This is a genomic window from Nocardiopsis sp. ATB16-24 (assembly GCF_030271535.1).
Classification (GTDB): domain Bacteria; phylum Actinomycetota; class Actinomycetes; order Streptosporangiales; family Streptosporangiaceae; genus Nocardiopsis.
The window spans coordinates 169,929-190,888 of the sequence record NZ_JASCXJ010000007.1 but is presented as its reverse complement, the minus strand read 5'-3'; the positions used below and the strand labels follow the sequence as shown (position 1 = coordinate 190,888).

Sequence of the window (20,960 nt, the reverse complement as noted above, 5' to 3'; positions counted from 1 at the left end):
GCGCGGCGCCTCCCGAGTCCTCCTTCGCAAAGAAGCGGGGCGTCGCGAGGTCGCGGGCGGGCCCGTTTCTGCGGTGAGGGCTCACAGGAGGGGGTCGCGGTGGTGGTGTCGAGGTCCTTTCCTCATGTGGGGGCACGAAGCGGTGGCCGACCGCCGGCGGACCCTTCCGGCGGCGGAGGCGCGGGACGGACCGCTCAGCCGTCGGTCTCGTTCAGGTAGTCGGGGGCGTAGTACTCGTCGAGGGGGAGCGGGCCTCTGTAGCCCTGGCACATGCACTGGCGGTAGGTGGAGCCGGCCTGACCGGTCCAGCGGCCGGGGATGACCACCTGGGTCTGACACTTCTTCGTCTGCTGGTCGTGGAAGACCAGGTGGTGGCCGCAGCCGCAGAGGGGTTGAGGGTTCTGCGGTGTGCCCAGCGCCCTGCCCTGTTCCTGTCTTCGCTGCTGTTCGAGGGAGGCCCGGGCCTGGCGTTTGGTCACCCCTCGACCGAACAGGAAACCGCCGAGAGCGAGCACCGCCCCGAAGACCATGGAGACCGGATCCATCCGGCGACACCTCATTCCTTGATCGCGAGACCCACCCCGGATCCCGGGGCCCGATTTCCATTGTCACCTATGTGAGGAGATCCGGCGTGGTGAGGACCGAGCCATGGGGATGACTTCGAAGAGTGCTGTTCGAAGTGCTCAAGGTAATGAAAAGAAAACTTTGCACGTATCTCTTTGCAAAGAAATCTTTGCTTTAAGGTGGAGGCACCTATCCCCGACCAAGGAGGCCGACATGGCCACCACACCTCCCACCGACACCTCGACCGGCGACCGGCGTCTCGGCGCGACCTTCCACCGCTTCTGGGCGGCCGGTACCCTCACCAACCTCGGCGACGGCATGCTCGCCACCGCGCTTCCGCTGATCGCCGCCACCCTCACCCACGACCCCCTCGCCGTCTCCGGGCTGATGGTGGCGCGCTTCCTGCCGTGGCTGCTCGTCGCACCGTTCGCGGGCGTGCTGCTGGACCGGGTGGACCGCTTCCGCGCCATGACCGTCGCCAACGTCGTGGCCGCGACCGCGGTGGGGCTGCTCACGGTCGCGATCCTGACCGGGCACGCCTCCCTGTGGGTCCTGTACGCGACCCTGTTCGTCGTCATCTGTTGCGAGACGGTCACCGACCCGGCCAGCCGCCTCGGCGTGGTCCGCCTGGTTCCTTCCGGTCTACTGGACCGCGCCAACGGAAGGCTGGAGGGTGGGCGGCTGGTCGCCCAGGACTTCGTGGCGGCCCCCGTGGCCGGGGTGCTCTTCGTGGTGGCCGCGGTCCTGCCGGTGGCGGGGGTGGCCCTGTCCTACGCCCTGTGCGCCGCGCTGGTGGCCACGATCGTGGTGATCCTGCGCCGCACTCCCCAGAAGGAGGCGACCCCTGGTGGAGGCGACCAGGCCCTGGCACGGGGGGTGTGGGCCTCTTTGCGCGAAGGCTTCGGACACGTCTTCGGAGACCCTCTGTTGCGCCGGTTGGCCTGCACCAACGCCGGCCTCATGATCGGAGGCCAGATGGGCGCGGCCGTGCTGGTGCTGTACGTCCAGCACACCCTCGGTGTACCGCCCGCCCTCTTCGGCCTCTTCCTGGCCTCCAGCGCCGTCGGCGGTCTCCTGGGATCGCTGTGGACATCGCGTCTGATCGGTCTGGTCGGCCGCCGGGCCGTGATGATGGGCGGCTACGTCGGTACGGGTGTCTGCTTCGTCCTGATGGGCGTGCTTCCCAACGCCTACGCCGCCGCCCTCGCCTGGGGGATCTCGGGTCTGTGCCTGGCCGCCTCCAACATCGCCGCCTCGCTGTTCTTCCAGACGGTGATCCCCGACCACCTGCGCGGCCGGGCCTCCACCGCCTTCCGCGCGATCGGTTGGGGGACCGCCCCCCTGGGCGCCCTGGCGGGCGGGCTGCTGGGCCGGATCGACCTGGCCCTGCCCTTCGTCGCCGGAGGACTGGTGTCGGTGGGCACGGCCCTGCTCCTCCGGAAGGCCGTCGCCGAGTGCGCCCGGCTGTGCGACGAGGCCGTCGCGACCTCGGAGTCCGGCGCCTGATGGTCCTCAGAACCCCTGGGAGGGACGCACCCGTGCGAATGACGCCAAGAGAGCTTTGCAGCGGACTGTTTGCGAACACGGCTTCGCAGTACAGTCGGTCCATGACCGACGACCCCACCGCCGCGGATTCCGGGCCCTCGGACCAGTTCCAGGTCGACGCCCAGGCCCTGCGCGGACTGGCCCATCCCCTGCGCGCGCGCCTCCTGGACGAACTCAGGATGAAAGGGCCCGCCACCGCCACCATCCTGGGACAACGCCTGGGGGAGAGCAGTGGATCCACCAGCTACCACCTGCGCCAGCTGTCCCGCTACGGCTTCATCGAGAACGAACCCGGACGCACCGGTGGACGCGAGCGCTGGTGGCGGATCCGGCCCGGCGGATGGAGCATGCAAGGATACGAGTTCCTCAGTCGCCCCGATACCCGCACGATCGCCCAGACCGTCCTGGGCCGCTACTACCGGGAGAGGCAGGAACGGTTCGAGCACTGGACCGCGCTGCTCTGGGAGAACCCCGACGATCCGGTCGTGCGGCGGTGGAAGGAGGCCGCCACCGACTTCACCGGCCACGCCCGGATGACACCCGAGGAGGCGACGGAGTTCGCCCGCGCCCTCTACGACTTCCTACGGTCCTGGGTCGAGCACTTCGAGGACCGGACCTCCGAGAGCCACCCCGACACCGAGAGCGTCGAACTCCAGACCAACCTCTTCCCCGTTCTGCCCCGGAACGAGTGGGACGAGGCCCGCTCCGCCCCCGAAGATCGGTGACGCCTCAGACCTCGCGCAGCTTCTTCAACGCGGCCACGTCGGCGGCGTGCGGCCCCACCGGCCCCGGGGTCTCCAGCACCAGCGGCACCCCGGCGCTGACCGGGTGCCGGAACAGCTCCCCGAAGGGCTCCGCGCCGATGTACCCGGCGCCGATGTTCTCGTGCCGGTCCCGACGACTGCCGCACGGCGCCTTGGAGTCGTTGCAGTGCACGACCTTGAGGCGGTCGGCGCCGACCGCCTCGCCGAAGTGGTCCAGCATCGCGCGCATGCCCTCCACCGTGGAGATGTCGTGCCCGGCGGCGAACATGTGCGCGGTGTCCAGGCACACGCCCACGCGCGGATGCCATTCCAACACCTCGAGGTAGGCGGCCAGGTCGTCGACGGTCGCGCACAGCACCTGGCCCTGTCCGGCCATCGGCTCCAGGAGCACCGGGGGCACGTCCTCGCCCACCTTCTCCAACAGCGGCATCAGCCGCTCGCGAGTGCGGGCCAGTCCTTCCTCACGTCCACCGGAGACGGCCGAGCCGGTGTGCACCACCACGCCCAGCGCGCCGATCCGCGCGGAGCGGTGCAGCGCGTGCTCCAGGGAGCGCACCGACTTGTGCGCGGTCTCCTCGCTGGGCGTGCCCAGATTGATCAGGTAGGGGGCGTGTACGAACACCGGCAGGTCGGTACGTTCGCGCATCAGCGCGTCCTGCTCGGGGACGCCTCCGTTGGTGGCCCACCCCCGAGGGTTGGACACGAACACCTGGACGGCCTCGGCGCCGATCTGCTCCGCGTAGGCCAGGCCCTTGGTGGCCATGCCACCCGCCACCGGCACATGGGCGCCGACCGGGGACAGGGGAGGCCGTTCACTGTCGTTCATCGACAGACAAGCGTAGAGCCCCCGCGGCGTGGGCGGCCCGTGTCGGTGCTCACACCGGCGACGCCCCGCCGAGGGGGCCGACCCCGTCCCCCGTCCACGGCGGGACTTCGCCGGTGGGACGCGGGAACGCTAGTCTCATGGCCGTGAACACCGAGACCGCGTATCCCGCCCTGTCCGACGTGACCGCCGCCTTCGAACGGATCTACCCACCCGGGTGGGCCGCCTCGTGGGACGCGGTCGGGCTCGTGGTGGGTGATCCCGCCCAGTCGGTCACGCGGATCCTGTTCGCCGTCGACCCGGTCGACGCGGTCGTCGACGAGGCCCTGGACTGGGGCGCCGACCTGATCATCACCCACCACCCGCTGATGCTGCGCGGTGTGACCAGTGTGGCCGCCCACACCCCCAAGGGGCGGATCGTGCACCGCCTCATCCGGGCGGGGGCGGCCCTGTACACTGCGCACACCAACGCCGACACCGCCTTCCCCGGGGTCTCCGACGCGCTGGCGCGCGCCGTGGGCCTGGCCGGGCCGCTGCGTCCCCTGGACCCCGACGCCACCGACCCCGAGGGCCGTCGCGGTATCGGCCGGATCGGCGAACTGAAGGAACCGACACCCTTGCGCGAGTTCGCCGGACAGGTCGCGCGAGGCCTGCCCGCCACCGCCGCCGGAATCCGGGTCGCGGGGGACACGGGCCGTGTGGTGAGCACCGTCGCAGTGTCGGGCGGGGCGGGCGACTCCCTGCTCGGCGCGGCCCGTGCCGCCGGCGTGGACGTCTTCGTCACCTCCGACCTGCGCCATCACCCCGCCTCGGAGTTCATCGAGGACCACGGCGGTCCCGCCCTGATCGACATCGCCCACTTCGCCGGTGAGTGGCCCTGGCTGAACGACGGAGCGCGTCGGCTCGAAGAGGAACTCGCGGGCGGGGCCGGTCCCGAGGGGGCTAACGTGGAGATCCGTGTTTCGACGACGGTGACGGACCCCTGGTCACAGGCGGTCCCGCACCTTTGAGAGCGCACCGCCTCCTCCGGGGCGGAACGACCAACTACACAGAGTAGGGCGCGAGCGGCATACTCGCCTCCCCAGTCATCCAGGAGACGTCACACGTGAAAGCCGAATCCGCCGCACAGGCCAAACTGCTCGACCTTCAGGAGCTGGACACCCGGCTGCAACGTCTGGACCATCGTGTGCGGCACCTGCCGGAGGCAGCCGAGGCCTCCCGGCTCAAGGAACGGATGGAACAGCTCGACAGCGACCTGATCACGGCCCGGACCAAGGTCTCCGACACCGAACGCCAGCAGCGCAAGGCCGAGAGCGACGTCGACCAGGTGCGTACCCGGGCCGAACGCAACACCACCCGTCTGGAGTCGGGGCAGATCACCAACGCCAAGGAACTCCAGAGCCTACAGTCGGAGATCGCCTCGCTGGGACGGCGTCAGGCCGAGCTGGAGGAGATCGTCCTGGAGGTGATGGAACGCGCCGAGGAACTCAACGCCGAGGTGGCCCGCCTGGCCTCCGAACACGCACAGGCCGTGGCCGAACACGCCGAGGCGGTCACCGTCCGCGACGCCGCCGCCGCGGAGATCCAACGGGAACGCGCCCGTGCCACGGAGGACCGGAAGGGCCTGGCCAAGGAGATCCCCGCCGATCTGCTCGCCTTCTACGAGAAGCTGCGCGACCAGTACGACGGTGTGGCGGCGGCGCTGCTACGCCACGGCCGTTGCGGCGGATGCAAGCTCGCGCTGAGCACCGTCGAGCTCAACGAGGTCAAGGCCGCCCCCTCCGACCAGATCGTGCGTTGTGAGAACTGCCGCCGCATCCTGGTCCGTTCCGAGGAGTCGGGCCTCAACGGCCGGTCCGGGCAGTGAGCAGGGGCTGGGGCGCCCCCGACACCGAGCCGACGCGGCTCGTCCTGCTGCGGCACGGGCAGACACCGCTGTCCGTGGAGCGCCGCTTCGCGGGGCGGGGCGACGTCCCGCTGACGGAGGAGGGGCACGCGCAGGCCCGGGCGGTGGCCCGGCGGCTGGCCCGGCGTCGGATCGACGCGGTGGTGTCCTCGCCCCTGAGACGGACCCGGGACACCGCCGCGCACGCCGCCGAGGCGCTCGGGCTGCCGATCGAGATCGACGAGGGTTTCGTCGAGACCGACTTCGGCGTGTGGGAGGCGATGACGTTCGCCGAGGCCAGGAGTGAGGATCCGGCCTCGGTGGACCGATGGTTGGCCGACCCGCGGACGGCGCCTCCCGGTGGGGAGAGCTTCTTCGAGGTGGCCGAGCGGGTGGGCGCCGCCCGGGAGGCCCTGGTCGAGCGGTACAGGGGGCGTACCGTCCTGGTGGTCACGCACGTGACCCCCATCAAGGTGGTGGTACAGCAGAGCATGCTCGCCCCCCTGGAGGCGCTGTACCGGATGCACCTGGACACCGCGTGCCTGACCGAGGTGGACGTGTTCTCCGACGGGCCCATGGTGGTGCGTTCCCTCAACGACACCGCGCATCTGGCGCCGGAGCCCGGTGGGGGAACACCGGGGGCCACGACAGCGTAGAATCCATGTGAGGGGAGTCGGCCAGGCGGTCGCGGACCGCGCCGGGTGCGCGGCTTCGAGGAAAGTCCGGACTCCACAGGGCAGGGTGGTCGGTAACACCGACCCGGGGCGACCCGCGGGACAGTGCCACAGAGAACAGACCGCCACCGCTCGCGGTGGTAAGGGTGAAACGGTGGTGTAAGAGACCACCAGCGGCCGGAGTGATCCGGTCGGCTGGGCAAACCCCACCCGGAGCAAGGTCAAGAGGGAACCCCAGGGTTCCTGCGCGGATGTTGGAGGGCGGCCCGCCCGAGTCCGCGGGTAGACCGCACCGAGGCCGTCGGCAACGACGGTCCCAGATGGATGACCGCCCGGTCCTTCGGGACCGACAGAATCCGGCTTATCGGCCGACTCCCCCTCTTCCACCCCTTCCACCTGCGGTGACGCGCGGGGAAGTCGGCCGTGTTCCGGTTCTGTTCCGGTTTCGGGGCCGCCCGAGGGCGGTGATGCGGTCGGTCCTTCGCCGCGGTTCGGGCCCACACCACTCTGGACGAACACGTTCTCCGGCGACGGCTACACCGCTACAGCCCGCCGGTGATGGTCTCCTGCCCCCGAGCACCGATAGATTGGCCCTGCGCTCCCTGCCCGGACCGTGTCGGAGCGTGTACGCCCGTGGGCCGACGTCCGGGGTCGACGGCCCGACGGGCATCCATGTTCACGGGAATGGGTGACTCTTGTTCGACTCCACCGCCTTCTGGGTGGTTCTCTTCGGACTGCCGATCCTGGCCATCGTGGTGATCATCCTGCTCGCCTCCTATCAGGCGTCAGGAGTTCAGCAGGACGGCCGTGACGACATGCCCGAGGAAGACTCCTCCAGCGGCTGAACCTCCCTGGGAGGGGGCACGGACCAGGTCCCGTCCCGCATGTCCTGTACGGGGACGAACTCTCCCGTTCCGGGCTCCAGAAGGTGGACCTCCGCCGTCTTCAGGTCGTAGTACATCCCCGACAGGGTCAGCCTTCCGGACTCCACCCGTTCACGTACCACCGGGTAGCCCATGAGGTTGCCGATCTGCTCCTCCACGTTGGCCTGGGCCAGGCGTCGCAGCGACTCGGCGGCCGGCGGCTCCGTCGACAGAGCGGGGTCCTGGCCCATCCGGGACAGCGCTCCCGTACCGTTGGCCAGCCACCGGCGCATGTGGGAGGTCCCGGCCTCGTCCTGCTCCAGGTGGACCCTCTCCCACAGGGCCTTCATCGCTCCGCAGTGGGAGTGCCCGCACACCACGATCGAAGGTACGTCCAGAACGGTCAACGCGTACTCGACGGCGGCCCCCACGGACCCGTCGCCGGGAGCGTCCCGAGGCGGGACGAGGTTTCCCACGTTGCGGACGGTGAACAGGTCCCCCGGCCCGCTCGCGGTGATCAGATTCGGTACCACCCGTGAATCGGCGCAGGTGATGAACAGAGCCGTCGGCTTCTGGCCGTGGGAGAGGCGGTGCATCACCGACCGCATCCGGTCCGCCGTGCTGGTGTGGTACTCCCTGGCTCCCGCAGTCAACAGTCCGAGTGGTTCGAGCCGTGGATCGGCGCCGCCACGCATGTCCCACGGCGCCCACCAACGGGCCAGACCACGGGGCACGGTCTTGGCCGCCGGCGCCGAACGGGCGGAACTGCGCGCGTACCACTCTTCGTGGACCTCGTCGATGTCGACGCTTCCTCCGGTCCGTTCGTGGTCCGTCCGCCAGGCGTGGATGGCCTCGAAGGCGGCATGGTCCATGAAGTCCACGTGCAGGTCCAGATCCACACGTGCCCCTCCCGGGACGGTGCGCAGAACGTGCGCGAGCCGAGGCACCCCGAGAAAGGTGAGCGAGCCGTGCACGGTGATGTGCACACGGTCGGCCCGCTCCTCGGTGGTCACCGTCAACTTGGTGAGCCTGCGCAGGGACATGATCATCGCAAGGGCGAAGCCGATGAACACACCCTCCAACAGACCCAGGAAGACCACGCTGAACAGAGTCACCATGTACACGCCGCCCTCATGGTGACGACGCAGGTCGCGCAGGCGGGCCACCGAGACCATCTGCACACCGATGAACACCAAAAGCGCGGCCAGCGCGGGCATCGGGATCAACTCCACCACGCGCGCGAACAGCGCGACGAAGAGCAGGATCCACACACCGTGCAGGACGGTGGAGAGCGGGGTGCGTGCCCCGGCGCGCACGTTGACGGTACTGCGAACGATCACACCGGCCACCGGAAGTCCGCCCAGGGCCCCACTGAGGGTGTTGGCCGCGCCCTGTCCGCACAACTCCCGGTTGAGCATGACCCGACGTCCGTCGTGCAGGCGGTCCACGGCGATCGCCGCGAGCAGTGACTCCACGCTGGCGACCATCGCCACGGTCACCACGCCAAGGGCGACACCGTGCCACTGTCCGCTCTCGGGCGTCATCGGCCCGCTCCAGACCTCGGTGAGGGAGCCCGGGAGGGTGACGGTCTCCACCTGCCACCGGCCGGCGGTGGCGATGGCGGTGGCGACGCCCACCGCCACCAGGGCCGCGGGCACCATGCCGGGGCGCAGGCGCCCGAGGGAGGGCAACCGGTTCCAGGTGAACATGATGACGATGGTGATGACGCCGATCGCCACCGCGGGAGTGTGGTTGTGGGCGAGTTGATGGGGCAGGTCGGTGATGTTGACCAGGGCCGAGCTCTGTGGTGCTCCGCCCAGGACCACGTGCAGCTGGGCCAAGGCGATGGTGACCCCCACCCCGGCGAGCATGCCGTGAACGACGGCGGGTGAGACGGCCAGGGCGGCCCGCGCGATGCGGAACGCGCCCAGAGCGAGCTGTACCAGGCCGGCCAACAGGGTGATCAGGCAGGTCACCCGCCAGCCGTAGGTCATGATCAGGTCGGCGACGATGATGGTCAGACCGGCGGCGGGACCGCTGACCTGCACCATCGACCCTCCGACGAGTCCTGCGACGATTCCGCCGACGACCGCGGCGATGATTCCGGCGACGAGCGGGGCCCCGGAGACGACGGCGATCCCCAAGGACAGGGGGACGGCCACCAGGAAGACCACCAAGGAGGCGCCGACGTCGGCGGTCACTCCTCGGCGGTCGATGCGGGATCCGGGAGGGGAGGTACCGGTGGGCGGCCTCTCCGGTCGTACTCCCTGGGCGTTCTTGCGCATGGTCACTCCGTTCGTGTCGGCTCGGAAGGGCGGTGCGTGGCACGCCCTTGGGGAGACGCGGGAACGAAGGTCCCCGAGGGTCTCCTCATGATCACGAACTGTAGTTAAACTCTGACGTGCTCGGTTACGGAGCGTGTCGGTTTTGAGGGCGTTTTCGCGATTTCAGGCGTCTGTGAATCGCATCCGGACAGAAAAGAACCCCGGTCCGAGGGGTTCTTCTCCTGGACCGGGGTCACGGAGTGGAAGCGCGCTCCCCGGAGCGCCGGAGGCGACGGTCACCGTGTGTTATATGAAGCGGCCGTCCTCGTAGCCGCCCTCGTATCCCTCGCGGCCGTGTCCGGGGGCGCCGTAGGGGTCGGTCGGGTACCGCCCCGAGGCCTGCGGGCCACTGGGGTAGTGGTCCTCGCCACCGGACGGCCAGTCCTCCCCGGCCAGCCGGCTCCCGTACCGTCCCGCTCGGGGGTCGGACGGGTGGCCACCGTCCAGAGGGTCGGGATAGCCGCCGCCGGAGCCGGATGTGGGATGGTCGAAGCCCTGCCGGGAGTGGAGGCCGGGAGAGACGTTCCCGTGCATCCGGTCCGTGGCGTAGCCGCTCGTGCTCTGCGGGCCGTACGGGTATCCCAGCGCGTCCTCGGGGAGCCCCGGGGCGGGCGTGGGGGCCGGCGGGCCGCCCGGTCCCTGGTCGAACGAGGAGGGGACACCGGGAACCGGAAGGCTCGTTCCGTCCATGTCGGTTCCGCCTCCGAGGCCGCCCGTGCCACTCGAGGTCCGAGGAAGCGCACCGCCCTCCTGGCCTCCCCACAGCGGCGGGTTGGGGTCCTGGTAGGGCGCTCGGGCGTGGGCGCCGCTGTCGTAGGGGGAGCGGGTGTGGGCGCCGGTGTCGAATGCGCCGTGTCCGAAGGAGCCGGTGTCGTAGGAGGGCCGGGCGTGGGCACTGGTGTCGTAGGGCGTGCGGGTGTGGGCGCCGGTGTCGAATGCGTTGCGCCCCGGCAGGTCTGGGCCGTCGTGTCCGAAGGAGCCGGTGTCGTAGGAGGGGGTCGAGGGCGGGGGATAGCCGCTGCTGAGGGGGTCGCCGGTGGGACGCGGGGAGGGGGTGGTGGGCTCCGAGGCCGGTCCCGGGCCGCCGAAACCCAGATCCGAACGCTGATAGGAACCGGTGTCGTAGGCCGCACGGCTGTGGCCACCGGTGTCATAGGAGGGCTGACTGTGGGCGCCGCTGTCGTAGGGGGAGCGGGTGTGGGCGCCGGTGTCGAATGCGCCGTGTCCGAAGGAGCCGGTGTCGTAGGAGGGGCGGGTGTGGGCACCGGTGTCGTAGGGCGTGCGGCTGTGGGCGCCGCTGTCGTAGGAGGGGGTCGAGGGCGGGCGGTAGCCGCCGCTGAGGGGGTCGTGGGGGTCGCCGGTGGGACGCGGGGAGGCGGTGGGCTCCGAGGCCGGTCCCGGGCCGCCGAAACCCAGATCCGAACGCTGATGGGAGCCGGTGTCCAGAGTGGACCATATGGGCGACTCCAGGGCCGGATCGGAGGACGCCGGACGGAAGGAGGGGGCGAGGGGATCGTCGGAGGGAGAGCGCTCCGAAGAAGGGGAGACCCCTGAAAGATCCGAACGGCTCATCGTTCCGCTGTCGTAGGGGGAGGCGCCGTAGCCGGCCCGCGGGGAGACCCCCAACGGATCATCGTGCGCGGACGTGCTGGAAGGAGTACTCGAAGACCACGGTCCCGGGCCGAGGGGGTCGTCGGAGGTCGAGGCGGCCGGAGCGATCGGTCGTGCGGGCTCGGTCGGGGTCGGGGCCGACGGGAGCGAGGGGGCCGGGGGCAACGCCGAGCGTTCCGGTTCCCGCGTCCCCGGAGGCAGGGCCCGGTCGCCGGGAGCACCCTGTCCGTGCCGGTTCCGATCGTCCTCCCGGGAAGGCCGGTCCGCCTGCTCGGGAACCTGGGGGCCGCTGCTCTGCCCCAGGCTGGCCAGCATCGCCAGGTCCGCGGCCGGGCCGATCTCCCCACCGCGGGCCGCGGGCATGACCGTGGTGGCCCCGGGCGGCCCCGACTCCTGTTCGGGGAAGTCGTCGTAGTCGTCCTCGTACTCGTACGCGGTGACGCTGGGGGACCTGTCCTCGTTCCGAGCCCTCGAGGACTCGGGACCGTCCTCGCTCAGACTGGACCAGAAGTCGTTGTCGGACATGGAGTCGGGATCGTCGTCCCAGTCCTCGTCCCGTCTGCGCTTCCGCGGGCGCCGTTCCGCCCTGCCGCCGCCGTCCTGGCGGGCCCGACGGGCGCGCCCCCGAGGCGCCGGCTCCTCATCGTCCTCACGCTGCCGTCCGCGGTCGTGATCCTCTTCGGAAGCCTCGTCGTACTCGTCCTCGTACTCGTCCTCGTGGGAGCCGATGTTCATCGCGCGCATGCCCAGCAGCAGCAGTACCAGCACGGCGAGCACGACGATGATGGCGATGATGATGATGACGGTGACGGTCATGGTGTACGCACTACCTTGGGGAGGATGGCCGCGCTGGGGTCAGACCGGGGACCGCTCCGACAGGACCGGTCGGGGGAAGGCGGGGGCCGCCCCGTTCCGCTGTGATCCGGTGGCCTGCGCAGGTGGGAAAGCGCACGCTGTCCAGTGCGGTCGAGGGTCGGGGCGCCGCGCGGCGAGTGGACGGATACAGGTCATCTGAAATGGGGCGAGGGGCACATGCCCACTGTAGGCGCTGTCGCGCGCCGTGTGCAGAGGGCGACGGAAGCTTCCTCGGGAATCCTCTCGCTCGTGAAGTGGTCGGATCATCCCAGTTTTGACCAGGACGAAATGACCATTATGACCTATGTCACTCGTTGCTCGTCGTCAGGGTGCCCCGTGCCACCGCCTGCTCGGCGATCGCCTCCAGCGACGCGTTCAGCGACGCGCCCTCGGGCAGCCCGAGCGGATCGTCGAGGGCGTACACGGTGAAGCGATACTGGTAGGCCTGCCCGGGTTCGGGACAGGGCGCGCTGTAGGCGGACTCGCCCGCGCTGTTCTGCCCCTGCTTGGCATCGGCCGGAACGGTGTTCTGTCGCAGCTCGACCAGCTGCGGGTCCAGGTCGTAGACCACCCAGAACACCTCCGCCTCCTGCGGATCGTCCACCACCAGGGCGATCGAACCCGCCTCCTCGGGAAGTCCCGACCAGCTCAGCGGCGGTGAATAGGCCCCAGGGGCCTCCTGCCCGTCCTCCTCGTCACCGGTGCCGCTCCCCCGTCCCTCCCCGTCACAGGCGTAGGCGGCCGGAAGCGGCCGGCCCTCCTGCATGAGCGGACTGGTGACGTTGATGTCGTCGGGCATGTCACCGTTCTGTCCGGGGGAGAGGACGCCGCAACCCGTGGCCAGGACCAGCGCCGCCCCCGCCGCGCCCGCGCGCGGACCGGGGAGCATGCGGGACGGGCGAGGCGCACCGGTGATCCGTGGGAAGGGGAGGGCCGGGAACAATGGGACTCCTGCTTTTCGGGCCGTGGAGGCGAGACTCGCTGTGACACCGGCGCGGCGCTCGGAGCGGAGCCGGCGCCGGACTCGGAAGGGAGCGCGCGGGCCCCGACACAGGGACACCGGGCGAACGCTCCTGAGCGAACCCTACTGTGGTCGGGAGGGCGCTCCGACTGCCGGCGCCACCGGCGCGGCCTTGCGACGGACCCCGTCGTTCGGGGCGAGGGAAAGGCCCGTCCACGGGCGGAGCGTCCGCCCGATCGGTGATCATGGACCGGTGAGGTTCTCCATCCTGGGTCCCCTTCTGGTCCACGACGCGGCCGGCCGATCCGTCACCGTCGGTGGGGCGCGTCTGCGTACCCTGCTCCTCCTGCTTCTGCTGCGCCCCGGACAGCGGGTCACCACCGAGGAGCTCGTCGACGCCATCTGGGCGGGGGAGCCGCCCTCCACGGCGAGCAACGCCCTCCAGGCCCTCGTCTCCCGGCTGCGCCGTGTGTTGGCGCGGGGCGCCGTGGTCGACGGCGACGCCTCCGGCTACCGGCTGGACATCGACCCCGAACAGGTGGACGCGGTCCGTTTCGAGACCCTGGCCAGACGAGGGCGTTCCCATCTGGGGGTCGATCCGGCCACCGCCGCCCAGGACCTGGGCGCGGCCCTGGCCCTGTGGCGTGGCCCGGCCTTGGCGGACCTGACCTCACGTGGCCTGGCCGAGGACGTCGCGCTGCGCCTGTCCGAGACCCGCCGTTCCGTTCTGGAGGACCACCTGACGGCCCTGGCCGAACTGGGACGGTACACCGAGGTACTGCCCGAGGCCGAGGCCCTGGCCAGTCGGGAACCACATCGCGAACGCCCCCTGGAACTGCTCATCCGGGCCTTGGCCGCCACCGGTCGCACGGCCGACGCACTGGCCGCCTACGACCGCTTCCGCACCCTCCTCGCCGACGAACTGGGCCTGGACCCCTCTCCCCAGCTGCGGGACCTGCACGTGAGGCTGTTGCGCGGCGAACTCGACCCGCCCGGCGCCGTGGGCGACTCCGGCGGCGCACCCCGCGAACACCGAGAGCCCACCGCGCCGGTCGAAGGGAGGCGGCGCGGCGTCTGCGACCCGCCTTTGAGTCTGCCCTCCGTGCTGACCAGCTTCGTGCCGCGTGAGACCGAGGTGGACACCGCCGTCGGCCTGCTCACGCGGGGGCGCCTGCTCACACTGACCGGCCCCGGTGGGGCGGGCAAGACCCGGCTGGCCATCGAGAGCGCGTCCGCCCTGGCCCTGCGGGCACCGGATCTGCTCGCCCACGGCGGCTGGTTCGTGGAGCTGGCCTCCCGGACGGCCGCGGACATCCCTCAAGCCTTGATCAGCGCGCTGGGCCTGCGAGAACACGCCCTGTTCCAGGCGCGCTCCACCGGCGCGGCCGTCGCTCCGCCCATGGAAAGAGCGGTGGCCTTCCTCGGAGACCAACCCGCCCTCGTGATCCTCGACAACTGCGAGCATCTTGTCGGCGAGGCCGTCCACCTGGTGGAATCACTGCTCGCCAGGTGCCCCCGGCTGCGGATCCTGGCCACCTCACGCCAGCCCCTGGGCGTGTCCGGTGAGCAGCTCCTGGTCGTTCCTCCCCTGGAACTGCCGCCCGAGGGCACCACCGCGGAACGGGCCGCCGGTTACTCCTCCGTCGCCCTGTTCGCCGAACGCGCCGCCGCCGTCCGACCGGGTTTTCGGGTGAACGAGGAGAACGTCGCCGATGTCGTACGTCTCACCCGGGAGCTGGACGGTATGCCGTTGGCCCTGGAGTTGGCCGCCGCCCGCCTGCGTTCCATGACCGTGGCCCAGATGGCACGACGGTTGGGCGACCGCTTTCGGCTCCTGACGGGCGGAACACGGTCGGCCATGCCGCGCCACCGCACCCTGCGCGCCGTGGTCGACTGGAGTTGGGAACTGCTCGACGAAGCCGAGCGCCGACTGCTGCGTCGCCTGTCGATCTTCGCCGGAGGCGCCACCCTTGAGGCGGTGGAAGGCGTCTGCGCGGACCCGGGGGCCGAGGGGACGGTGGCCGGTGACGACGTGTGGGGCGTTCTGTTCGCCCTGGTCGACAAGTCCCTGGTGGTCGCCGAGACCCCCGTAGGGAACGAGGCACCACCCCGCTACCGCCAGTTGGAGACGGTACGCGCCTACGCGTTCGAGCGCCTCCGAGAGTGCGGGGAGGAGGAGCCCTACCGTGACGAGCACGCCCGCTACGTCCATGATCTGTGGCGTGAGAGCGATCCGTTGTTGCGCGGACCCGACCAGAGGGAGTCGATGGTCCGTCTGGACGCCGAGGCCGACCACTGTGACGCCGCCCTGCGGTGGGCCGTCGAGCGGGGTGACAGCGCCCTCGCCTTGGACCTGATCGAGTACTCCCAGTGGTACTGGACCCTGGGCGGGGCCTGGCGTCGGCTCAACCAGTGGACCGAGGAGGTCCTCGCCATGGTCGGCGGCCGGGTACCGGAGGGAAGGGCCGTCGCCTACGCCTCCTGCCTGTTCCACCGCGCCCTGGACGGGAACCTGGACCACTCCTTCGCGGTCCAGCGCCTGCGCCGGGTCGAGGAGGTGATGGAGGAGGCGGGGGAGCGGGTCGAGGAACACCACACGCTGGTGTACGGCCTGGTCTACAGGGCCCTGGTCGAGGGGCGTGTGGACGAGTCCTACGAACGCCTCGTCGCGGCCCTGGAACAGGACGACCCATGGATGCGTGCCATGGTGCGGCTGTTGCTGGGGCTGCTCGACGTCCTCGCCGGACGTGTCGGACTGTCCATGGAGAGGGCGAGCACGGCTCTGGAGGAGTTCCGGGCCTGCGGTGACACCTGGGGACAGTGCCAGGCGCTCGCCCAGGCGGCGGACGCGCAGCGGTTCGGCGATCTCAGACGTTGCGGCGAACTCCTCGACGAGGGGATGCGCCTGGCCGAGGACACGGCGCTGCGCGGGATGGCGACGATGTTCCGGATCCGCCGGGCCCAGGTCCTCACCGACCTCGGTGAGTTGGAGGCGGCCCGGCGCGACCTGCGTGCCCTGTTCGACGGCCAGGAACCGATCGAGCGGGAGCACATGTCGCTGCTGTGGTTGAGCGAGGCCCACTGGCTGCGGGAGGCCGGTGATCTGGAGGGGGCCCGTGCGGTCCTGGATCGGGTCGGGACCTCCTTGCCCGAACTCGACGGTCTCTCCCCGCTCTACATCGAGGCGGCCTGGCGGTCCCAACTCGCCATCGTCCAGTGGATGTCGGGGGAGGCCGAGGCCGCCTGGCGGGAGAACGGGCGCTCATGGTGGTTGGCCGTCCGTGGTCTGGGACCGGTGTGCGCGGAGATCCTGGACGTGTTCGTCATGATGTCGGCCGAGAAGGATCCGGAACGGGCGGCCGTGCTCCTGGGCCACTCCGAGGCGCTGCGAGGCGTACCGGACACCGCAACCCCTTACGTGGTGCGAGCCCGTGAACAGGCGCGTCGCGCACTGGGGGAGGACGAGTACCTCCACCTGGTCGGCCGGGGTCGGGAGGTCGGTGCGGAGCGGGCTCTGCGGCTCGTGAGCCGGTGGCTGGCTCCGATCGTGCCCGACACCGGTCCCGGGAAGGAGGACGGACACCTGTGAGCCGTCCCACGGTGGGGTCGCCGGGCCTCGGGGCCCGGCGACCTCTGCTCGTCGATGGTGACGGTTCGTCTCAGGTGCGCCGCCGGTAGGCCCACACGGCCAGCGGGAAGAAGACCGCGGTGATGATGGCGGCCCACACCACCGTCCACAGCACGGAGCCGGCCACCCCGCCCGTGTCCAGCATCAGGCCGCGCATGGCGTCCACGACGTGGGTGACCGGGTTGTTGGCGGCCACCACCCGTAGCCAGCCGGGCATGTCGTCGGGGCTGACGAACGCCGAACTGCTGAAGGTGAGCGGGAACATCAGGATCATCCCGAACGCCTGTACCGCCATCGGGGTGCGTACGATCATGCCCACGAAGGCCGACATCCAGCACAGCGCGAAGGCGAACAGCAGGACCAAGGCCGCGGCCACGACCACACCGGCCACTCCGCCCTCGGGGCGGAAACCGATGAGGAGGCCGACCAACAGCACCATCACCACGGTGATCGTGTACCGGACCAGGTCACCGAGGATGGCCCCCGTCAGCGGCGCCGAGCGGGCGATGGGAAGCGACCGGAAACGGTCGAAGATGCCCTTCTCCACGTCCTGGCTCAGTGAGAAGCCCGTGCCCAAAGTGGCGAAGATGACCGACTGGGCGATGATGCCGGGCATCAGGAAGTCCCGGTAGCTCTGCCAGTCCCCCATCATCGCCTGCCCGAAGACGAAGACGAACAGGGTCACGAACATGACCGGCTGCAACATCAGCCCGAAGACCTCTTCGGGGTTGGCCTTGATCTTCAGGACGCTACGCCAGGCCAGTTGCAGACCGTTCTGCACGGTGCTCAACGGGCCGATCCGCTCAGGGACGGTGGATGCCCACCGCGTGTGCTCCGGTTGTGCCCGTGTCGACACGGCACCCATGCTCATGCCCCTTCCCGGACGGTCGTGTCCGTGCTCTGTTCCTCGGCGGTGCGTCCGGTCAGGGCGAGGAACACCTCGTCCAGGCTGGGTTTGCGCAACGACAGCTCGGCGACCGCCACACCCTGCTCGTCCAAGCGGCGCACCACCTCGGGCAGGATCCCCGCGTCGGTGACCGGGACGCTGGTGAGCACCCCGTCGGAGGTCGCCGGAGTGCTGGTCACCGCCTCGATGATCTTGGTGGCCAGCGGTAGCCGGCCGGTGTCGACGGTGCGCATCTCCAACACCTGCTTGCCCGCCCGGTTCTTCAGCTCCTCGGGGGTGCCCGTGCTGATCACCCGGCCGTGGTCGAGGACCACCAGGTCGTCGGCCAATTGGTCGGCCTCCTCCAGGTACTGGGTGGTCAGCAGCACGGTCACCCCGTCCTCGACCAGCCCGCGCACCACGTCCCACAGGCCGTTGCGGCTGTGCGGGTCGAGGCCGGTGGTGGGTTCGTCCAGATACAGCAAAGACGGCCGTCCGACCAGGCTCGCGGACAGGTCCAGCCGCCGGCGCATACCGCCGGAGTAGGTCTTGACGGGGCGGTCGGCGGCGTCGGTGAGCCCGAAGCGCTCCAGCAGCTCGGCCGCGCGCGTACGGGCACCGGCCCGGTCCAGTCCCAGCAGACGTGCGATGAGCACCAGGTTCTGGGTACCGGTCAGATCCTCGTCGACCGCCGCGTACTGTCCGGTCAACCCGATCAGGCGACGCACCTCGTGGGGCCTGCGTACCACGTCGAACCCCCCGACCTCGGCGTGTCCCGCGTCCGGGCGCAGCAGGGTGGCCAGAATGCGCACGGTGGTGGTCTTGCCGGATCCGTTGGGACCCAGGACGCCCAACACCGCCCCCGTCCTGGCGGTCAGGTCCACACCGTCCAGGGCCCGTTCGCCCTTGAACTGCTTGACCAGACCCTCCGCGCGGATGGCGTCAGTCATGTGGTCCTCCCTATGTCAACGTCTGTCCTCAAGTGTGGCGAAGTGGTCTGACAGAACGCTGACAAGGACCTGTGCCTTCCCGTCCGTGGGCCGTCAGTCCCATGTGGGCGGTGGCCCCGCCGCCGCAGCCCCTAGACTCGGGCACGTGACGAACACCCCGCCGCCTTACGATGCCGCTCCAGGACCCGGTGAGGAGCCGCGATCCCCCGGATCCGCCCCGGAGGAGACCGCTCTGCTGCGCCCGCCGGAACGTCGTGTGAGCGGACGCGCGGTGGGGGTGTGGACCCTCCGCCTGCTCTTCGGCAGCGTCCTCACCCTGGCGTTGTTCTCCGCCCTGGCATGGGGAGCCTCGACCCTGCCCTGGGGATGGATTCCGACGTGGGCGAAGGACAGGGCCTGGCTTCTGCCGGTCCTCTACCTGGTCTACGCGCTGTCGAAGGTGGCGATCGTGCCCTCATGGCGTTACCGCGTCCACCGGTGGGAGGTGACCGACGACGTCATCTACACCCGGACCGGCTGGGTCAGCAGGTCCTGGCAGCTGGTCCCGGTCAACCGACTCCAGACGGTCGACCACACCCAGGGGTGGCTTGAGCGTGTGTTCGACGTGGCGACGTTGGAGGTACAGACCGCCTCCTACGCCGGGTCGTCCACGATCGAGGGGCTGGACGCGGAAGAGGCCCGCCGACTGAGCGAGGAACTGGCCGTACGCGCCGGGACACTGCGAGACGACGCGACCTGATGAGCGAAGAGAACGCCGAGAACGACCAGAACCCGACCCGGGACGAGGAGGGCGGCTGGGTCGCTCCCGGGAGCGCGTCCGAAGGACCGGGCCGCACCGGAGGAGAACCGGCCCACCGGTATCCGGGGTGGCCGCCGGGAGCACCCGACCACGGCTCCCCGTGGCGGGAGGCCCACCTGGGGGAAGGGGAGGTCCCCACCGGTGGCACGGCGCCCGGCGCCGACGCGCGGGAGTCGGGGGGAGCGAGGTCCGACCCTTGGGGCCCCGCCCGCGACTGGTGGTCGGGGCAGGACGCGGCGGCTCCGCCCCCGCCGATGGTCGAGCGCGCGCGTCGACTCAGCCCCCGTAGCATGGTCGTCGGTCCCATCAACCAGCTCCGGGGTCTGCTGCTGCCGATCGTGGCGGGTCTGGTGCTCGGCGGCTTCAACGCCTGGGTGCTGGCCGCCACCGGCGTGACCGTCGTGGCCCTGTTGGTGGGCGGATTCGTCGCCTGGCAGACCACCCGCTACGAGGTCGGCGAAGACCGGTTGGAGATACGCAGGGGGCTCGTCCGCCGCTCTCAGCGCACCATCCCCCTGGAGCGGGTACGCGGTGTGGACGTCACCAGTACGCTCCTGCACCGGCTGCTCGGCGTGGCCGTGGTCCGTATCGAGGCGGCCTCGGGGGCGGTGGGCGCCGGTGAGGACGGCAAACTCGACGCCGTGGAGACGGCCGAGGCCGACCGGCTGCGACGGGTGCTGCTGCACCGCAAGGCGGTGCTCACCGGTGAGGGACCCGAGTCGCGGCCCGATCCGAGCGAGGAGCGGACGGAAACGGACCCCCACGGGGTCGAGCCCGCCGGAGGGGACGGGACCGTCACCCACTTCACCATGCCGCACTCGTGGTACTTGTACGGGGCGCTGAGCCTGGGGTACCTGTTGACCCCCTTCGTGGTCCTGGCCACCCTGTTCGGCATGGTCCAGCAGACCGCGGGCGAGCTGGCCACCGACTACCTCGTGGACTGGGTGACCGCCTCCGACCGCGGGTTCCTGACGGTCCTCGCGGCGGTCCTGGTCGGCGTGCTGGTCCTGCTGATGCCGGTGTTCGCGGTGATCTCCTACTCCCTCACCCACTGGGGCTTCACGCTGAAGGAGAGGGACGGCTCCCTGGTCGCCGAGCGTGGTCTGTTCACCCGCCGTAGCGTGACGTTGGAGAAGCGACGCATCCGCGGGTACGAGCTCCTGGACAACCCCCTGGAACGTACCCGTGGTGCGGTACGGCTGCGGGCCATCGTCACGGGACTGGGGGACGCCGCCAACCGCGCGGTGCTGCTGCCGACCGGTCGGCGCGCGAGGGTCGAACAGGTCGTGGACCGTGCCCTGGCCCTGTTCCGGGGGGTTCTGCGGCGCCACCCGCGCGCGGCGTTGTACCGTCGCCTGACGCGCTCGGTGGGCCCCTTCGTGCTGGTCCTGGTGGTCTCCCTGGCCATGGAGGTGACCTGGCTGGCCTGGGTGTCCGCGTTCCTGGGCGTTCTGGGCATCCCCTTGGGCGTGGACCGCTACCGTTCCCTGGGGCACGGCTACGACGGCGAACGCGTGAGCGTGCGCTCGGGTTCACTGCGCCGACAGCAGGCGACGGTGGAACGTTCGGCGGTGATCGGGTGGAGATGGACCCAGACCCTCTTCCAGCGCCGTTCGGGCCTGGCGGACCTCCAGGTCACCGTGGGGGCGGGGCTGGGAGGCTACACCGCCCAGGACGCCTCACTGGCGGCTTCGGTGGCCTTCGCCGGGCGGGTCACGCCCGAGATGGTGCGTCCCTTCCTGATCGACCCCTCTTCGGAGGGTGGGACGGCGGAGCGTGATGCCGTCCGGCCCCCGTCGAGGTCGTGAGGACGGGGCGGGAGCGGACC

General features: G+C 70.5%; 16 protein-coding genes and 1 other RNA gene. 10 read left to right on the top strand and 7 right to left on the bottom strand.

Annotated features, from left to right (window positions below):
- Positions 1 to 194: 194 nt before the first annotated feature.
- A complete protein-coding gene (locus PFX91_RS10755; RefSeq protein ID WP_285731315.1) occupies positions 195 to 545 on the bottom strand; it encodes a hypothetical protein in 351 nt (116 codons plus the stop codon).
- Positions 546 to 777: 232 nt separating this feature from the next.
- Here PFX91_RS10755 and PFX91_RS10750 point away from each other — a divergent pair, with 232 nt between their 5' ends.
- Both PFX91_RS10750 and PFX91_RS10745 read left to right on the top strand, forming a co-directional pair.
- On the top strand, positions 778 to 2,070 hold the full coding sequence (locus PFX91_RS10750) for an MFS transporter (protein ID WP_285731313.1): 1,293 nt from the start codon (positions 778 to 780) through the stop codon (positions 2,068 to 2,070).
- A 101-nt stretch (positions 2,071 to 2,171) separates the two neighbouring features.
- A complete protein-coding gene (locus PFX91_RS10745; protein WP_285731312.1) occupies positions 2,172 to 2,834 on the top strand; it encodes an ArsR/SmtB family transcription factor in 663 nt (220 codons plus the stop codon).
- Positions 2,835 to 2,838: 4 nt separating this feature from the next.
- Here the strand turns inward: PFX91_RS10745 and PFX91_RS10740 are convergent, their stop codons facing one another.
- Positions 2,839 to 3,699, bottom strand: a complete 861-nt coding sequence (locus PFX91_RS10740) for a deoxyribonuclease IV (protein ID WP_285731310.1) — start codon at positions 3,697 to 3,699, stop codon at positions 2,839 to 2,841.
- A 137-nt stretch (positions 3,700 to 3,836) separates the two neighbouring features.
- Between PFX91_RS10740 and PFX91_RS10735 the strand changes: the two genes are divergently transcribed.
- The 5 genes from PFX91_RS10735 to PFX91_RS10715 all read left to right on the top strand — a co-directional run bounded on the left by PFX91_RS10735 (position 3,837) and on the right by PFX91_RS10715 (position 7,100).
- On the top strand, positions 3,837 to 4,706 hold the full coding sequence (locus PFX91_RS10735) for a Nif3-like dinuclear metal center hexameric protein (protein WP_285731308.1): 870 nt from the start codon (positions 3,837 to 3,839) through the stop codon (positions 4,704 to 4,706).
- Between the two features lie 95 nt (positions 4,707 to 4,801).
- On the top strand, positions 4,802 to 5,563 hold the full coding sequence (locus tag PFX91_RS10730) for a zinc ribbon domain-containing protein (protein ID WP_285731306.1): 762 nt from the start codon (positions 4,802 to 4,804) through the stop codon (positions 5,561 to 5,563).
- A complete protein-coding gene (locus PFX91_RS10725; RefSeq protein ID WP_285731305.1) occupies positions 5,560 to 6,237 on the top strand; it encodes a histidine phosphatase family protein in 678 nt (225 codons plus the stop codon). The genes PFX91_RS10730 and PFX91_RS10725 overlap by 4 nt, the downstream gene beginning before the upstream one ends.
- A 13-nt stretch (positions 6,238 to 6,250) precedes the next feature.
- Positions 6,251 to 6,635: RNase P RNA component class A (gene rnpB / locus PFX91_RS10720), an RNA gene on the top strand.
- 315 nt (positions 6,636 to 6,950) lie between these two features.
- Entirely contained in the window at positions 6,951 to 7,100 is a 150-nt protein-coding gene (locus PFX91_RS10715; RefSeq protein WP_285731303.1) for a hypothetical protein, read from the top strand.
- Here the strand turns inward: PFX91_RS10715 and PFX91_RS10710 are convergent.
- The 3 genes from PFX91_RS10710 to PFX91_RS10700 form a co-directional block, all read right to left on the bottom strand.
- The gene (locus PFX91_RS10710) at positions 7,049 to 9,403 is read right to left on the bottom strand and encodes a bifunctional SulP family inorganic anion transporter/carbonic anhydrase (RefSeq protein ID WP_285731302.1); all 2,355 of its coding nucleotides are present in this window, start codon (positions 9,401 to 9,403) and stop codon (positions 7,049 to 7,051) included. The two genes, PFX91_RS10715 and PFX91_RS10710, sit on opposite strands and share 52 nt — an antisense overlap.
- A gap of 285 nt (positions 9,404 to 9,688) precedes the next feature.
- Positions 9,689 to 11,869, bottom strand: coding sequence for a hypothetical protein (locus PFX91_RS10705; RefSeq protein WP_285731301.1), 2,181 nt, complete (start codon positions 11,867 to 11,869; stop codon positions 9,689 to 9,691).
- A 346-nt stretch (positions 11,870 to 12,215) separates the two neighbouring features.
- A complete protein-coding gene (locus PFX91_RS10700) occupies positions 12,216 to 12,851 on the bottom strand; it encodes a YbhB/YbcL family Raf kinase inhibitor-like protein (RefSeq protein ID WP_285731300.1) in 636 nt (211 codons plus the stop codon).
- Positions 12,852 to 13,122: 271 nt separating this feature from the next.
- On the opposite strand from PFX91_RS10700, the gene PFX91_RS10695 reads away from it, so the two are divergent.
- Complete coding sequence (locus PFX91_RS10695) at positions 13,123 to 16,458, top strand: AfsR/SARP family transcriptional regulator (protein ID WP_285731299.1); 3,336 nt, start codon at positions 13,123 to 13,125, stop codon at positions 16,456 to 16,458.
- Positions 16,459 to 16,528: 70 nt separating this feature from the next.
- Here PFX91_RS10695 and PFX91_RS10690 read toward each other — a convergent pair whose 3' ends face one another.
- Entirely contained in the window at positions 16,529 to 17,362 is an 834-nt protein-coding gene (locus PFX91_RS10690; RefSeq protein ID WP_285731367.1) for an ABC transporter permease, read from the bottom strand.
- A gap of 2 nt (positions 17,363 to 17,364) precedes the next feature.
- Complete coding sequence (locus PFX91_RS10685; protein WP_285731298.1) at positions 17,365 to 18,333, bottom strand: ATP-binding cassette domain-containing protein; 969 nt, start codon at positions 18,331 to 18,333, stop codon at positions 17,365 to 17,367.
- Between the two features lie 145 nt (positions 18,334 to 18,478).
- On the opposite strand from PFX91_RS10685, the gene PFX91_RS10680 reads away from it, so the two are divergent.
- Both PFX91_RS10680 and PFX91_RS10675 read left to right on the top strand, forming a co-directional pair.
- Positions 18,479 to 19,072, top strand: a complete 594-nt coding sequence (locus PFX91_RS10680) for a PH domain-containing protein (protein WP_285731297.1) — start codon at positions 18,479 to 18,481, stop codon at positions 19,070 to 19,072.
- Complete coding sequence (locus PFX91_RS10675; RefSeq protein WP_502888298.1) at positions 19,072 to 20,940, top strand: PH domain-containing protein; 1,869 nt, start codon at positions 19,072 to 19,074, stop codon at positions 20,938 to 20,940. The genes PFX91_RS10680 and PFX91_RS10675 overlap by 1 nt, the downstream gene beginning before the upstream one ends.
- Positions 20,941 to 20,960 lie beyond the last annotated feature (20 nt).